The organism is Nitrospira defluvii, assembly GCF_905220995.1.
In the GTDB taxonomy this organism is placed as follows: Bacteria; Nitrospirota; Nitrospiria; order Nitrospirales; family Nitrospiraceae; genus Nitrospira_A; species Nitrospira_A defluvii_C.
In genome coordinates, this window is record NZ_CAJNBJ010000001.1 from 1,346,369 (window position 1) to 1,361,240 (window position 14,872).

The following is a 14,872-nucleotide window of genomic DNA, read 5'->3' on the forward strand; positions in this document are numbered from 1 at the left end:
TCAGTTCGTCTCAGTGCTCAGGGACCTGGTCCTGGATAAGATCACACGACCGCTTTCTTCGCCATAAGTATGCGAACCTGCTCGCTCGTTTCCTTCACGAGAATGCCCATCTTGCCGTGTGACGGTTCGAAATCCACCGGCAGTCCGTGGCTGCGGATGCGTTCGCTGGCGGTGGGACCGATAGACGCGATGACCAGTTTCCGGCAGATCGTTTTGAACTCCTCCGTCTTTCCCTCCTGCTCGACGACCAGCATCACGTGATCAATCTGTGCGGCATTGGTCGCCAGCATCACCTGCACCTGTCCTTCCAGGATCTGCCTGATGGCCTGCTTGAGTGGCGCCGTGTCTTCCGGGAGCGCCCAGCGGTAGACGGGGACTGAAACCACAGCGGCTCCGCGCTGCTTCAACGCCTCCACCAAGTCGCGGTTCAGTAGCCCGTATTCTTGCACCGCCACGCGCAACCCTTTGACCGGCCGGTGGGCGTCCAATGTGGAGACGACATCCATCCAGGTGTTGGGCTCCGGGACCGTGAACGTCGGTTGGAATCCCAGGACTTTGAGTGCGGCCACCGGTTTGGGGCCGCGGGCGATCAACAGGGTATTGCGCAGGGCTGCGGCGAGTTGGTCATTGGAATAACGGCGATGCAGCACCTCAAAGAGGGTGGTTGTGCCGGCACCGGTCATCAACACCAGCACGTCGAACCCGTCCCGCATCAGCTGTTCGCCGAACTGCAACGCGGCGGAATTGTCTTCCAGCGGAATCTCGCGCAAGGCCGGCGCTACCAGTGGTTTGCCGCCGTGGCGCTCGATCAGTCGCCCCATTTCGGCCGCCATGCGCGATTCAAATGCGACGACGGTCAACCCGTGATACCCTGCACTGGCCATCGCACTCCGTGATTCAATCGCCGGCTAGGAAGCCGACTGGGTTACTTGGCATCCGCCGCGCATCGGAATCCCGTCGATTCGTTTCTCATGGTCGGGTCGCTGTCCACGCGGGTGAAGATACGAACGGTCGGGGTCTCATTCTGCCAGCCGGCTCCCCGGATGACCTTCTTCTCGCCGCTGTCCGGGCCCGGCGGATTCTTGTCGGGACTCTTTTCATAATACTTCGCGTCATACCAGTCGTTGACCCATTCCCAAACATTGCCGGCCATGTCGTAGACCCCGTATGGACTCTTGCCCTTCTCGTAACTGCCCACCGGCATCAGCGTCTTTTCGCCGATCCATTTCTGATTGAAGTTCAAATGGCCGTTGGTGGGCTCGACGTTGCCCCAGGGAAAGCGCCAATCATTATTGCCCTTGGCGGCCTTCTCCCATTCGGCTTCACGCGGCAACCGTCGGCCCGCCCATTTGCAGTAGGCGTCGGCATCGGCCCAATCTACATTGATCACCGGGCGGTCGGCCAGGGAGGCGGGAATGCCGATGCCTTCCCAGAGATTCCGGGTGGGATTTTTGGGATTTTGCGGCACGCGGTGATTGGTGGCTTTCACAAATTCCAAGTACCGTCCATTGGTGACCTCATACTTGTCGATGTAGAACGGATCGATCTCAATGACATGGCGGGGATATTCATCGCGTCCACCGTCACGGTCGCCGAACGGCACCCCCATGGGGTACGAGCCCGCAGGAATCAGCACCAGCGGTGCCCCGTCTTTTCCCGTGATCTCTTTGGGCAGTGCGGCCTGCTCTGCGGCAAATGTGTGAGATTCTGTTCCGTTGAGTCCGATGAGCGCCACCACGAGTGCGAGGACGGATCGTGCCAACATAGCTCCAAGCTCCTTTGGTTCGTAACAAACGATACCCGATCGTACCACAGCCGCAGAGTTTTCAAACATGACCGGCCGACGCAAAATGATCGCCGGGGGAAAGTTCAACCCTGGCGGTTGAGGATTGACGCGATGGTGGGCCCGCACCTACTATACGCGCCAGGAGATTGCGGCATGACGCCTCATCGAGGCTTACGACATTTGGCCCTCCGCGTCACGAATCTGGCCCGATCACGCGCCTTCTATGAACATCTCTTAGGGATGAAGGTCGTCTGGGAGCCGGATCCGGACAACGTGTATTTCAGCTCGGGGTCCGACAATCTGGCCTTGCATCAAATCGGCCAGGCTGAGCTGGCCCAGTACCAGCCGCCGCGAGGCCAGTTACTCGACCACTTCGGCGTGATTCTGGAAAGCCCCGCCCACGTTGACGACCTGTTCCGCGAGGTGCAGCGCGAAGGGGGGCAATACGGTTCCACCATCGCCAAGCCCCCCAAGCAGCATCGTGACGGCAGTTACTCCTTTTATTTCACCGACCCGGACGGCAACGTGATTCAGGCGTTGTACGAGCCGACGATCAGCCGGATGGAACTGAAGCCATAAGGCTACGGCACAGGCCTGTGACGCATGGGACTTTGGGACGCATTGCTGCGGGATCAGTATGTGGGGTTGGCCCCCTGGGTGTGGGTGCAGCTTGAAAGCAACCAGTCGCCCGGGCCTTTTCCGTTTGTGGGCGGGGTGGCTCCGGAGGTCGTGGCGAGTCTGCACGAGGCCCATAGCCTCTTTCTCGCCTGTGTGGAAACCGCCATCAGCGATGTGTTCTCCCGCCGCGCGACGCTCGGCGACCCGCAGACCAGAGTGCGGATGGAGGATGCCTATGCCGAACTGGTCAATTCCCGGCAGCAACTGAGTCAACACATCACGGCCCGTCGCCAATCTGACGGGCAATTCCTTTGGGCGCATCCCTTCGACCCCACAAAATCCGCCACCGTAGTCAATACCGGTTTGCGCATCTTCAACGCGGTGAAGCGGCAGGCGATTCCTGTGCCCTTCGAACGTCCGATGGGCCCGCTGGTCGGTAAACTGTTGGGCATGCTGGATGGCACGCAGCAGGCCGGGGCGATTCGGACCATCGTGACGACGGCGGGACGAGAGGGCGAGCGGCTGCTCACCAAATTGATGGAACTGTTCGTTCAATATGAGTGCCTCACGCCCACGACGCAGTCCTCGGTTCGCAATCAATGGTTGCAGCAGACGAAAGACCGGGACACCGTGCATCTCGGCCACGCCGCGTTGCTGTACCGGCAACGCGATCATTTTCTCCTCTTCGACCCCTGGCTGCTGCCCTGGTTTGCGGAATCCAATGTGCCGAGCCTCTGGGTGTCGTTACTGCCGAAGCCGGCGGCGATCTTCCTGACGCATGATCATGACGATCATGTGGATCCCCGCACGTTGTTGCATGTGCCGAAGGATGTCCCGATCGTCATCCCCAGCCGTCGGAATCGCAAGAAGTTCTATTATGACTATCTGCCGTTACTCCGAGAATTGGGGTTCAGCCATATCATTGAACTCGCGCATGGCGAGAGTTGGAACTTTGACGGCGGTGCCGTGGTCTCGGTGCCGTTCTATGGCGAGGACCCGTGCGACTTGGAGATGCCGAGAAATTGTTATCTCGTGACCGATCGGGGGCAGAATGTGCTGGTGCATGCCGACAGTGGCCCGACGAACAGCGGTCGGTCGGCCATTCAGGAAGGGGTCATTCAGCAGTTAGTCCAGAAGTATGGTCCACTCTCGCTGGTCCTGGCTTCCCAACAACAATTACAGGAGATTCGCAGCTACGCTGCTCACGCGCCGCTGTCGCACCCGGGTCAGTGGCTCGATGTGGGTGAAAACGGGTACCTGACGAATCGATACCTGGATGAGTTATGTGCCATCGCACAGGCGCGGCTGTTCGTGTCCTATGCTACGGGCGGCGCCGATTGGTATCCCGATCATCTGTCGTTTATGTTCAGCCAGCGCAATCCCGCCCGCACGGCCCTGCTCACGGCGCATTGGGAGCCGCCGGAAAAACTGAAAGATCTTCTGGCGCACCACGATTGCCGTTATCATCGCGCTCAGGCGCTGGATGTGTTCCGCAGCGTCGGCGATGGATCGGTGCAGGTCCTCTCTGCGGCCGAAGTCTTGACCCCGCTGCCGCTCTACCGAGTTGATCATGGGGACCCATCGTTTATGACGCGCGGGGGCCGATAAGCCGCTGGGTTGCCGCTCGTGCGCGTTCCGTGAGGCAGGCGCCGGTGCACTGCTGCGGTGTATGCTGTGTCCTTGCCGATCGGGTTGGTTAAATTGCTTGTCAAAAGGAGAGCGCTGTTATGGGGGCTTCAAAAGGGGTCGTGCTGGTCACCGGCGCCGCCGGGTTTATCGGATCTCATGTGGTCAGGCGATTGCTGGATCGCGGGGATGCTGTTCTCGGTCTGGACAACTTGAACGACTACTATGACGTCCGCCTGAAGGAGGCGCGTCTCGCGCGGCTGCAGGCCCATCCGCAGTTTCAATTCGTGAAGCTGGACGTGTCGGATCGGCCCGGTATGGCTGCCCTCTTCGAGAAGCAATCCATTCGGCGGGTGGTGCATTTGGCGGCGCAGGCCGGTGTTCGGTATTCACTCGTCAATCCCCATGCCTACACGGCAAGCAATATCGAAGGGTTTCTGAATATTCTGGAAGGGTGCCGGCATCATCAGGCCGAGCATCTGGTCTATGCATCGACGAGCTCGGTGTATGGCGGTCATACGAAAATGCCGTTCTCGGTGCATGACAACGTCGACCATCCGGTCTCGCTCTATGCGGCGACGAAGAAGGCCAACGAGCTGATGGCCCACTGTTATGCGCACCTGTACCGGTTCCCGATTACGGGGCTACGGTTCTTTACCGTCTATGGCCCCTGGGGTCGCCCGGACATGGCGCTGTTTTTGTTCACGAAGGCGATTCTCGAAGGCAAACCTATCGATGTCTTCAATCATGGGAAGATGCAACGGGATTTCACCTATGTCGACGATATCGCCGAGGGCGTGCTGCGCACGCTCGATCGGCCCGCGCAGGCTGATCCGCAGTGGTCGAGTGATCAGCCCGATCCCGGCAGCAGCTCGGCGCCGTATCGCCTCTACAACATCGGCAACAACCAGCCGGTAGACCTTCTGCGATTCATCGAGGTGCTGGAGAACACCCTTGGCAAGAAGGCTGTCAAAAACTTCTTGCCGCTCCAGGCAGGCGATGTGCCGGCGACCTATGCCGACGTCGCAGACCTGATGCGTGACACGGGCTTCAAGCCGGCCACGTCGATCGAAACCGGCATCGCCCGATTCGTGGGCTGGTACCGGGAGTATTACAAGATCTAGCAGGCTGTTGACAAACGGTGGTTTTTGAAACCCACCGGCGTTGCACTGATCAGTTCACTGCAGTGATTGATGGGCGGTGTGTCTCTCATGGTTGCCGTTCCCTCAGTTCGCCCATCTCCCGCTCACTCCCCACGCCGCAAACGCTGTGGATCACCCACTAAGCTGGAGCTGGAAGCCGTTTTGCCAGCCGCTTCAGGTTCAGCAGCCATCCCATCAGGTACGCTTCATCTCTGACCTGCAGCAGCCCCCGGCGGCGAAATCGGCGGAAGCCGTGCCAACATTTCGCCTCGCCCCACAGCTCTTCAATCTTCTTGCGCGCCCGCTGCGAAAGGCGGTAACCCACCGTCTGACCCAGCCGACGCACTCGCTGATGCACCGCCTCCTGTCCGGTCGCCTTGGTCGCAATGTGCGGGGTGATGCGTCGCCGGAAGAGCGCCGTCAGAAATGATTGGGCAAAATACCCTTTATCGGCACCGACCGTCTGAATCCGCTGGCGATGGGTTCGAGGGAACCGATCGATCAGGGTGCGTCCCCCGTCGGTCTCGGAGGCGGGCCCGCGGAACGACTCCACGTTGATCCCCAACAAGAGTCGATGCCGGTTCTCCATCAGCCCGTTCACCGTATAGCCCACCATCGCCGCCGTCCCATTCCCTTTGTTCGCCAGTTTGGCGTCGGGATCGGTCATCGAGACATGCGTCTGATTCGAGCGCCGCTCGCCCCGAAACGTGATCGTCGGGTTGCCCGGATCTTGCTCCGCTGGTGAATCCAGCGACCGAATCCGTTTCTTATAGTCCTCGGGCTGCAGAAAGACCTCGATCGGCACGAAGCTCTTGTGCGACGCATTGGCCTGCACCAGCGTGCCGTCGAGCGTTGTATGCTGGGAGACCAGTTTCTGTTTGATGGCCAGGGCCACCGTCTCATCAAAGAGTTGTTCGAGGAGCCCGCTCTCCGTAAACCGCCGCTTCCGGTTCTGCGAGAACGTGGAGTGATCCCATGGGTCCGTATCCAGATCCAGGCCGACAAACCAGCGGAGCACCAGATTGCCGGTCAACTCCCGCACCAACGCCCGTTCGGAGGTCACGCCCAGTAAATAGCCGCCCAAGAGCGCCAGGAACAATTGCTCGGGCGGAATCGAGGGCCGCCCCGTCTCGGCATACAGCGGCTCACACAGCTGCCGAATCCGCTCGGCGTCGATCAACGGCCGGATCTTCCGCATGGGATGAGCGACCGTCACAAACTGCTCTAAATTGATATGGTAGAACATCGATGGCTGGGGATCGGCGGTACCCATCATTGGTGTGCCCCTCCAGGTGACGCCCCCTTCTACCATATGGCACAGCGAAGGCAAGAGGGGTTTGTCAACACACTGCTAGGAAGGTTGGGGCGTGACTCCGCCGCACGCGGCCACCCTCCTGCAGTCGCGGATTGTCGGCGGCCCTCCTCGCATAGGGTCTCACGATCCTGGTTGGCCTGCGGTAACGCCAGGGGATCTTCAGCCGACCGTTCCGCAACTCCACGAGTTCCTGCCCTTGTTGCTGCAGGATGGATGGAGTAAAGTAAACAATCATGCGATCAATCGGCATTCGGAAGGCATCGACGGGAAGCGCACTGCTTGTGACAGCATTGTTGCATGTTGGAGGGGTGGGCGCGGCACTGGCGGATTCTCCTGCGACCGATGCACCGGCTTGGACTGAGTTACGGACCCAGGCGCTGAGCGATGGCTCGCAGGCACCAGCAGCAACCAGTCAGCGGCCGGACCTGTTTCGCCAGTCGCCCACGCTGAGCGGTCAAATACGTGTCAGCGAACAGACCCTGATTCCCTACATCGGCGCCGGCTTTGGCGGGGGCTATGTGACTGAGCGTGATCGGGCGTTGAACCTTCAACCGGTCCTTCCGCAGCAAAGTCTCTTCGGCGATTCCATGGGGAAAAGCATGATGCCGAACGAGTTCCAGATGGGCATTCGCATTCCCTTCTAGTCCCAATCCATCTCCCACATGATTGCGCGGATTCGGTACGTGCCTCAATTGCCGGGTGGAAAGAGCCGCTGGGCCAGGTCTTTCGGCTGAATTCCATCCAGGGAGGGGACGACCAGATGCGCGTCGGTGAGTTGCGACGCTGGGTAGGTGGTTGCAACCGCAAGCACGCGCATGCCTGCTTTCAGCGCCGCCTGAATTCCGGCGCGGGAATCCTCAATCACTAGACATTCGCTCGACCGAAGCAGCGGTGGTCTGGGGCGACGGGCGTTGAGTTGTCGGAGGGCGAATTCGTAAATTGCGGGATCGGGTTTGCCGACCGCGCATTCGTCCGCGGACACGATGAGTTCGAAGTGCTGTTCGATGGCCGTTCCTGCGAGGGCGGAGAGAATCTGTTCCCGCCGTCCTCCGGAGGCGATGGTCAGCCGGTATGGCCCGGCCGCTCGTTCCACAAACCCAGACACCCAGGGAAACAGTGCCGGCTTCTGTGTCGCAGTATGGTCACGGAAGAGAGTCGCTTTGCGTTCGGCGATCCTGGCATGGATCGAGGGGGCGCACCGGCCGTCTCGCTTCAGGAGCAGGGCGGCGGCACAAGTTCGTTCATCCATCCCGAGGTAGGTGCCGTAGTACTCCTCCTTGGTCAACGTGAGTCCGGATTCGGCAAGCGCCTGCTGAAAACATTCCAGGTGCGGGGTTTCGTCGTCGGCAATGACACCGTTGAAATCGAAAATGATGGCGCGCAGAGCAGCCTCCTTCGTGCAGAGCAAGTGGCCCGGTGCACTACTCTAACTGAGCGACAGGCGTAGGACAAATGGAACGCCTTGTTCCAGCGAGGTCCCTACGGTATGCTGCGTCACCAATCCGCATTCTAGCCGTTCGAAGCGGTGTGCCGGCCCAACTTCCTCTATGAGTGATTACGCAGTTCTCGGCGACCTGTTGGTGATCTATGCAGTGTCCACTGCTGTCGTCTTCACGTTTCACCAATTTCGCCTCCCGTCGATCGCCGGCTTTCTTGTGGCCGGGGCCCTGATCGGCCCGCACGGACTGCATCTGATTCCCGATGTGTCGCAGGTTCATGTGCTCGCCGAGATCGGCATCGTGTTATTGCTGTTCACAATCGGCATGGAGTTTTCGTCCGCGCATTTTGCGGCGGCCCGCCGCACGCTGATGGTGGCGGCACCGGTGCAGACCGGGGGGGTGCTCATTCTCGCGCTGCTCGGGGCGCTGGTTGTCGGACTGTCCTATCAGCAAGGTATTTTCTGGGGATTCCTTCTCTCGCTCAGCAGCACGGCCATTGTCTTGAAGGCGCTTTCTGAACAGGGAGAGAGCGATTCCTTCCACGGCCGTGCCACGGTGGCGATCTTGATTTTTCAGGATCTTGCGGTTGTGCCGATGATGCTCATCACGCCGATTCTGGCCACGCCCAGCGGGAGTGCGATGGGGATGGTGTTGATGACGCTGGTGAAAGCGGCGGTCGTGGTCGGGTTGATTGTCGCGGCGGCCTGGTATCTGGTGCCGCGCCTGTTGCGGCATATCGTGCGGAGCCGAAGCCGTGAATTGTTCCTGCTCTCGATCATCGTGTTATGCCTGGGGATCGCCTGGCTGACTTCTTTGGGTGGACTGTCGTTGGCCTTGGGTGCCTTCATCGCGGGGCTGGTGATGTCGGAGTCGGAGTACAGTCACCAGGCACTGGCAGAGGTCCTCCCGTTCCGCGATAGCTTCAATAGTTTGTTTTTCGTGTCGATCGGCGTCCTGATGGATTTGCGGGTCGTGTTGGACCATCCCTTCATCGTCTTGGGACTGTTGCTGGCCGTGATTGCCGGTAAACTGCTCACCGGCGCCGGGGCGATGGTGGCGGCAGGGGCTCCTCCAAGGTCGGCGTTGCTGGTGGGGGTTGCGCTCGCGCAGGTCGGAGAGTTCAGCTTCATCCTCGCGCAGCAGGGGCAGGATGCCGGCCTCTTCACGGGAGATCAGTATCAGTTGTTTCTGGCGGTGTCGGTCCTGACGATGGTGGTGACGCCCTTCGGCATGCAATGGTCTCCGCATCTGGGGAGGCGGATCGAGGCGTTGCAGCGGGTTCGAGGGTGGATGCCGACGCGCACGGCCGCGCATGTCGAACAATTGGAGGGGACGCAGGTCCGTATCAAGGATCATGTCATCATTGTGGGATACGGGCTCAATGGTCGCAACCTGGCCCGCGTTCTGGGTGAGACGGAAATTCCCCATGTGGCCCTGGATCTGGATGGTGAAACCGTCCGTCGCGAGGCGCGCCACGGTGTGCCGATCTATTACGGCGACGGCTCGAATGCCAATGTGCTACGGCATATGAAGATCGAGGATGCCAAAGTGCTGGTCGTCGCCCTGTCCGACCCCTTTACTGCGCGGAGGACGGTGAAAGTCGCGAAGGGTTTGAATCCGAAGTTACACATCGTGGTGCGGACGCGGTACCTGCGGGAGCTGGAAGAACTGCACCAGTTGGGCGCGGATGACGTGGTGCCGGAAGAATTCGAGACATCGATCGAGATTTTTGCCCTGGTGCTACGCACCTACAGCCTGCCGCAGGAATTCGTGGCGCGCAAGGCCGAGCAGATCCGGCGGGAAGGGTATGCCTTGCTGCGACGCAGCGAAATGCCGGAATTGGCGCATCACCTCCGTGGCGGGACATTGACCGATGTCGAGGTGGAGACATGCCGGATCGATGATGAGGCGCCGGCGGTCGGAAAATCGTTGGCCGAACTGTCCATTCGTCCGCGGACCGGTGCCTCGGTGATCGCGTGGACCAGGAGTCAGGTCACGCAATCCAATCCGTCGGAGCACGTGCGTCTGCAGGCAGGTGACGTAGTCACACTGCTTGGTTCTCGGGAGCAGATTCGTCGGGCTATGGCGCTCCTGAACGAGCCGAACCACGGCACGAGTCACCCGATGAGCTAGCCTCATCGGTCCTGCCCAAGTTCACCGATCTGTTAACTTCTCCAGCGAAGCGTGACGCGGTTTTTCAATGGATGGTCCAACGGTGCTCCGGTTTGCACCGAAGTCAGGTAGGCGGCTTTCAGCTTGTAGTACCACTTGGCCGGGGTGTCGGCGTCGTCGATCAGCATCAGTGCCGGTTTGTATTTCAATCCCACCGCTTGCCGCTCCATTGCCTGTTTGTCCTGCTTCATGAAAATATTGGCGAAATACCGGAACAGGGGCTTGGCGAACGGGAGCCAGGGAAGGATGTTCCAGGCGGCGGCAAAATCGATCCGGCATTGCTGCTCCCCCACCGGCGTCACGGTGGCACGAGAGGAGACGAACATCGATCCGCACTGCACGAACTCAAACCGCTGATTGGGGAGGACGAAGTCGATGGTCGTCGTCAGCGGCCCGCCGTAGAGTTTGTTGAGGAGCTTGTACGGCCCGCTGTTTTTGGAAGGCGCGTGCGGCACCATCCGGAACCCGTTGGGGATGGGCTCGAAGGTCTTTGCCTTGTCGTGCATGCTGGCTTGGGTTCGCCACCACGAGCTTTGGTGGACGAAGGGGCCGTGCGCGGGATCCATGAGCCCGACGATGCCGTCGTCGATGGTACAATCCAAGATCGTGGAGATCTGGACCATGCGATAGGGCGTGGACGGCAGCGGAAGGCGCGGCAGTTCCGGTATCGGCTGATCCGGCCGCTGCGGATCGGGCAGATACACCCACACGTACCCGTCTGCTTCCTGGCAAGGGTAGGAGGTGATCCCGATCTTCTCGGGTCGAAGCGCCGATCCCTCGACAAGGGCCGGAATGTGACGACAGCGACCGCCCGTATCAAATTGCCATCCGTGATAGGCGCACTCGACCCGTTCTCCGTCGAAGTGACCGAAGGACAAGGGCATGCCTCGATGCGGACAAATATCTCGCATGGCCGCCACTGCACTTTGCCGGTCACGGCACACGAGAATCGGCTGTCCCAACATGACCTGGGTCTGCATCTGGCCGACGGCCAAGGCCTCGCTGGTCGTGGCAGGATACCAGAAACCGAACAGGGGGGCGCTTTTCGTCGGTTTGAGTTCCGTGATGAGGTCTGTGCTCATGGATGATCCGGCAAGATTCCAAGGCTGACTGAACGAGTGGACTATAACGGCGGGCCTGCAGCAGGTCAAGCAAGTGCCCGTGTTGGTTGAGGGCCGCCTTGAGGTGACGTCCGTGTGAGTCTGTGAGGGGCCTGAGCCCGCTTTTCTTGACAAGAAAAAGAAGCGGAGACTATAGTCAATTTTAGCAGTTTGTCCTAGTGCGCCCTGAGTGTTTATTGGCGAGGGATGCGATGACCACCGCACAAATCGAGCCGGCAGCTGCCCTGGCAGAACTCCGTGACTCCAAGGCAGATCGTGTGACGATCGTGCTTCTGAGCGGAGACCTGGATAAGGCGATGGCCGCGTTTATTATTGCCACCGGTGCCGCTGCCATGGGTATGCAGGTGACGGTGTTCTTCACATTCTGGGGACTCAACACAATCCGCAAGAAGGGGGCGAGCAGCTCCGCGTCGGATTGGCTGCGCCGGATGTTCGGGGTTCTGAACAAGGGCGGCGCCGATACCTTGCCTCTGTCCCGCTTCCACTTCTGGGGATTGGGCACGAGAATGATGCAGCTTGTGATGAAGCAGAATCGCATGCCCGGTGTGCCGGAACTCATGCAGATGGCGCTGGACTTGGGCGTCCGCTTCATCGCGTGCACGACGACGATGGGGTTGATGGGGATTACCAAGGATACCTTGATCGACGGGGTGGATCAGTTTGCCGGCGTGACCACCTACTTGGCTGAAGCCAAGCAGGGCAGCGTCAATCTGTTCATTTAAGCAGGGCTGAGGAGAGGGCATGATACAGGCGGATGTGAAACTGGATACGCTCGGGTATTTCTGTCCGATGCCGATCATTCTGACGTCGAAGAAGATCAAGGAACTGACGATGGGGCAGGTGCTGGAAGTCGTTTCGGACGATGAAGGCATCAAGAAAGACATGCCGGCCTGGTGTGAAACGACCGGCCATCAAATGGTGGGGTTGGAGGAAGAGCAAAGTTCTTCCAAGCGGATCTACAAGGCGTTCGTCAAGAAGGCCAAGTAACATTCAGCGACAGGCCGCATATGCGAGGCTGTCACGTGTGATCAAGCCGGAGGGGATGACCGCAACCCCCCGGCTTTTTTCTTGTGTAGAAACGCCCCTGATGAAGGTGCCATGCCATGAGGAAATGGGAGTCGCCGTGCAGTGACTCAAATCGTTGAATGTGTGCCGAACTTCAGTGAAGGCCGGAATCCAGAAGTGATTCAGGCGCTTGCTGCGCTCGTTCGATCGGTTCCCGGCGTGGTGTTGCTGGATGAGACGAAGGATCCGGACCACCATCGGGCGGTTCTCACCTTTGCCGGGAGGCCCTATGCCGTGGCGGAGGTCGCCTTTCAGATGGCGCGGCTCGCGTCGCAATTGATCGATCTGCGAAGTCACCAGGGCGAACATCCGCGCGTCGGGGCGACGGATGTCATGCCCTTCGTGCCCATTCGGGACATCAGTATGCAGGACTGCGTGCAGTTGGCTCGTATGGTGGGGCAACGGATCGGAAACGAACTCAAAATCCCCGTCTTTCTGTACGAACAAGCAGCGAGTAAGCCTGAGCGGAAGCAACTGGAATGGATTCGAAAGGGAGGGATGAAGGGATTGGCGGACCGAATGGCTTCCGATCCTGGATGGGCTCCGGATTTCGGCCCGAAGCAGTTGCATCCGTCCGCCGGGGCGACGGTGGTGGGCGCGCGGTGGCCGCTCATCGCCTTCAACGTGAGTTTGAAGACTCAGGATCTGTCGGTTGCCAAGGCGATTGCGAAGGTGGTCCGTCAGTCGAGCGGAGGGCTTCCCTCTGTGAAAGCCATCGGCGTCGATCTGCGCAGCCAGGGGCTCGTGCAGGTCTCGATGAATCTGACAAACCATGAGGAAACTCCGCTGCACAAGGCGTTCGCCGCCGTGCAGCAGGAGGCCGCGGCCCGTGGGGTGGAGGTGGCCGGAACGGAAATCATCGGCCTCGTTCCCGAGCAAGCACTGATCGAGACGGCGCAACAGGCGCTTTCTCTGGATCGATTCGATGGGCGGCAGGTGCTTGAAGCGCGTTTGGAGAGCGTCGAATCACGATCAGCCATCGGGCGCCTGGCTGCATCACCGCCGCCCAAGGAACAACCTCCTGCGACTCGCTTCGGGATGCCTGAAGTGAGGGGGGCCGCTGAGCAGGGGGTGACCGGAGGCAGTGTCGGCGCTCGCTCGGCAGCATTTGCGGCGGCGTTAGGGATCATGGTGGCGAAGTTGAACCGTGCGCGCACGGTGGAAACACGTTTGACCGAAATTTCCACAAGACTCCATGAACTGGTGCAGGCCGATCGTGACGCCTACGCCCTGGTGCTCCAGGCGAAGAAGCTGCCTCCCAATCACCCCGATCGTGGGGTCGCGCTCTCGTCCAGTCTTTTGGGTGCGGTCGAGACACCGCTGGAAATTGTGAAGCTCTCCTGTGAACTCATTCCCCTTTTGCGCGGCCTCATGGCGCAGGCGAAGCCTGAGGTGCATCCGGATCTGACGATGGGGTTGCGGCTTGCCGATGCGGTTATTGATGGCTGTGTCGCCATGGTTGAGGAAAATATGAAAACTCAACCAAATCAGCAACTTATTGAGTCGATACGGCAGCGGTTTTCACATGTGGAACAAATGCTTGTGGATGCGAAATCGCTATGCTACACTCCGCCCTTCGATTCGTGGCCCCAAAACATGTTGAATATCCTGAAACTTCGGTGAAAGAGAGTCGAAGGTAGCTGACGATGGAAATTAAGGTTTTCAATAACAACGTTGAAAAAGCCCTGAAGGTCGCCAAGAAAAAGTTGGCGGGCGAAGGATTGTTCCGCGAACTGAAGCGCCGCCGGTATTATGAAAAGCCGAGTGTCCGCAAGAAGGCGAAAGAGCGCGAGGCACAACGTCGGCGGCAGAAGTGGCTTGCGAAGCGACGGCCTGAATAGTCGTCGGGTATTCCTTCCTTCAGGCGACCGGTTCGATCACTCCAGCTGAGCTCCCCGTTCCGGCAGATTCATGCAGGCGCAACAGATCCACGCCGCCATTCGCAAGGTCAAGCGGGAGATTGCCCGCTGGCCTGATCCGGTCGTGGGTGTGGTGGCCAAGGAAAGCGGCCGCGATCCGTTCCTGGTCCTGATTTCCTGCCTTCTCAGTTTACGTACCAAAGACAAGACCACTGCCGAAGCCAGTGCGCGTCTCTTTGCCCTGGCCTCTACTCCGGCCACGATGCGGCAGCTCACGCTGCCGGCTGTTGAGAAAGCCATCTACCCCGTCGGGTTTTATCGAACCAAGGCGAAACAGATCCAGCAGATTTGTACCCAGTTGCTTGAACGCTACGAGGGACGTGTGCCGGACTGCATCGACGAGTTGTTGACCTTGCCGGGCGTAGGCCGGAAGACGGCGAATCTCGTGGTCACGGTTGGATATGAGAAGCCGGGAATTTGTGTCGACATTCATGTCCACCGGATCAGCAACCGGTGGGGATACGTGAAGACGAAGACCCCGGAGGAGACGGAGCAGGCGCTCCGCGACAAATTACCCCGCCGGTATTGGATTACCTTCAACGACTTACTCGTGCCGTATGGGCAGCACCTCTGCCAGCCCGTGTCACCTTTCTGCAGCCGATGCAAAATTGCGGAGTATTGCGATCGAGTGGGCGTCACGAAAAGCCGCTAGGCATGAGGCCACCCTCA

The 14,872-nt window shown here is 59.7% G+C and carries 15 protein-coding genes; 10 read left to right on the plus strand and 5 right to left on the minus strand.

Annotated features, from left to right (window positions below):
- Nucleotides 1-41: 41 nt before the first annotated feature.
- Nucleotides 42-884 carry a uroporphyrinogen-III synthase gene (locus KJA79_RS06555; protein WP_213041177.1) on the minus strand — a complete coding sequence of 281 codons (843 nt, stop codon included), beginning with the start codon at nucleotides 882-884 and terminating at the stop codon, nucleotides 42-44.
- 41 nt (nucleotides 885-925) lie between these two features.
- A complete protein-coding gene (locus tag KJA79_RS06560; RefSeq protein WP_213041178.1) occupies nucleotides 926-1,765 on the minus strand; it encodes a formylglycine-generating enzyme family protein in 840 nt (279 codons plus the stop codon).
- 174 nt (nucleotides 1,766-1,939) lie between these two features.
- Here KJA79_RS06560 and KJA79_RS06565 point away from each other — a divergent pair, with 174 nt between their 5' ends.
- From KJA79_RS06565 to KJA79_RS06575, 3 genes are all read left to right on the plus strand, one after another.
- Nucleotides 1,940-2,365, plus strand: coding sequence for a VOC family protein (locus KJA79_RS06565; protein ID WP_213041179.1), 426 nt, complete (start codon nucleotides 1,940-1,942; stop codon nucleotides 2,363-2,365).
- 24 nt (nucleotides 2,366-2,389) lie between these two features.
- The gene (locus KJA79_RS06570; protein WP_213041180.1) at nucleotides 2,390-4,012 is read left to right on the plus strand and encodes an MBL fold metallo-hydrolase; all 1,623 of its coding nucleotides are present in this window, start codon (nucleotides 2,390-2,392) and stop codon (nucleotides 4,010-4,012) included.
- Nucleotides 4,013-4,131: 119 nt separating this feature from the next.
- On the plus strand, nucleotides 4,132-5,154 hold the full coding sequence (locus KJA79_RS06575; RefSeq protein ID WP_213041181.1) for an NAD-dependent epimerase: 1,023 nt from the start codon (nucleotides 4,132-4,134) through the stop codon (nucleotides 5,152-5,154).
- A gap of 157 nt (nucleotides 5,155-5,311) precedes the next feature.
- On the opposite strand, the gene KJA79_RS06580 is transcribed toward KJA79_RS06575, so the two are convergent.
- Nucleotides 5,312-6,448, minus strand: coding sequence for an IS5 family transposase (locus KJA79_RS06580; protein WP_213041182.1), 1,137 nt, complete (start codon nucleotides 6,446-6,448; stop codon nucleotides 5,312-5,314).
- Between the two features lie 272 nt (nucleotides 6,449-6,720).
- Here KJA79_RS06580 and KJA79_RS06585 point away from each other — a divergent pair, with 272 nt between their 5' ends.
- Entirely contained in the window at nucleotides 6,721-7,131 is a 411-nt protein-coding gene (locus KJA79_RS06585) for a hypothetical protein (protein ID WP_213041183.1), read from the plus strand.
- A gap of 44 nt (nucleotides 7,132-7,175) precedes the next feature.
- Here the strand turns inward: KJA79_RS06585 and KJA79_RS06590 are convergent, their stop codons facing one another.
- The gene (locus tag KJA79_RS06590) at nucleotides 7,176-7,895 is read right to left on the minus strand and encodes an HAD family hydrolase (RefSeq protein ID WP_213041184.1); all 720 of its coding nucleotides are present in this window, start codon (nucleotides 7,893-7,895) and stop codon (nucleotides 7,176-7,178) included.
- A gap of 139 nt (nucleotides 7,896-8,034) precedes the next feature.
- Between KJA79_RS06590 and KJA79_RS06595 the strand changes: the two genes are divergently transcribed.
- Nucleotides 8,035-10,059 (plus strand): monovalent cation:proton antiporter family protein, encoded by a 2,025-nt coding sequence (locus KJA79_RS06595; RefSeq protein WP_213041185.1) that lies wholly within the window; start codon nucleotides 8,035-8,037, stop codon nucleotides 10,057-10,059.
- A gap of 32 nt (nucleotides 10,060-10,091) precedes the next feature.
- Here the strand turns inward: KJA79_RS06595 and KJA79_RS06600 are convergent, their stop codons facing one another.
- A complete protein-coding gene (locus tag KJA79_RS06600; protein ID WP_213041186.1) occupies nucleotides 10,092-11,180 on the minus strand; it encodes an aromatic ring-hydroxylating oxygenase subunit alpha in 1,089 nt (362 codons plus the stop codon).
- 230 nt (nucleotides 11,181-11,410) lie between these two features.
- Here KJA79_RS06600 and KJA79_RS06605 point away from each other — a divergent pair, with 230 nt between their 5' ends.
- From KJA79_RS06605 to KJA79_RS06625, 5 genes are all read left to right on the plus strand, one after another.
- On the plus strand, nucleotides 11,411-11,941 hold the full coding sequence (locus tag KJA79_RS06605; RefSeq protein WP_213041187.1) for a DsrE/DsrF/DrsH-like family protein: 531 nt from the start codon (nucleotides 11,411-11,413) through the stop codon (nucleotides 11,939-11,941).
- Between the two features lie 19 nt (nucleotides 11,942-11,960).
- Nucleotides 11,961-12,206 (plus strand): sulfurtransferase TusA family protein, encoded by a 246-nt coding sequence (locus tag KJA79_RS06610; RefSeq protein WP_213041188.1) that lies wholly within the window; start codon nucleotides 11,961-11,963, stop codon nucleotides 12,204-12,206.
- A 141-nt stretch (nucleotides 12,207-12,347) separates the two neighbouring features.
- Complete coding sequence (gene ftcD / locus KJA79_RS06615) at nucleotides 12,348-13,907, plus strand: glutamate formimidoyltransferase (protein ID WP_213041189.1); 1,560 nt, start codon at nucleotides 12,348-12,350, stop codon at nucleotides 13,905-13,907.
- 23 nt (nucleotides 13,908-13,930) lie between these two features.
- A complete protein-coding gene (gene rpsU, locus KJA79_RS06620) occupies nucleotides 13,931-14,125 on the plus strand; it encodes a 30S ribosomal protein S21 (RefSeq protein WP_013250651.1) in 195 nt (64 codons plus the stop codon).
- Between the two features lie 70 nt (nucleotides 14,126-14,195).
- Complete coding sequence (locus tag KJA79_RS06625) at nucleotides 14,196-14,855, plus strand: endonuclease III domain-containing protein (RefSeq protein ID WP_213041190.1); 660 nt, start codon at nucleotides 14,196-14,198, stop codon at nucleotides 14,853-14,855.
- Nucleotides 14,856-14,872: the final 17 nt, after the last annotated feature.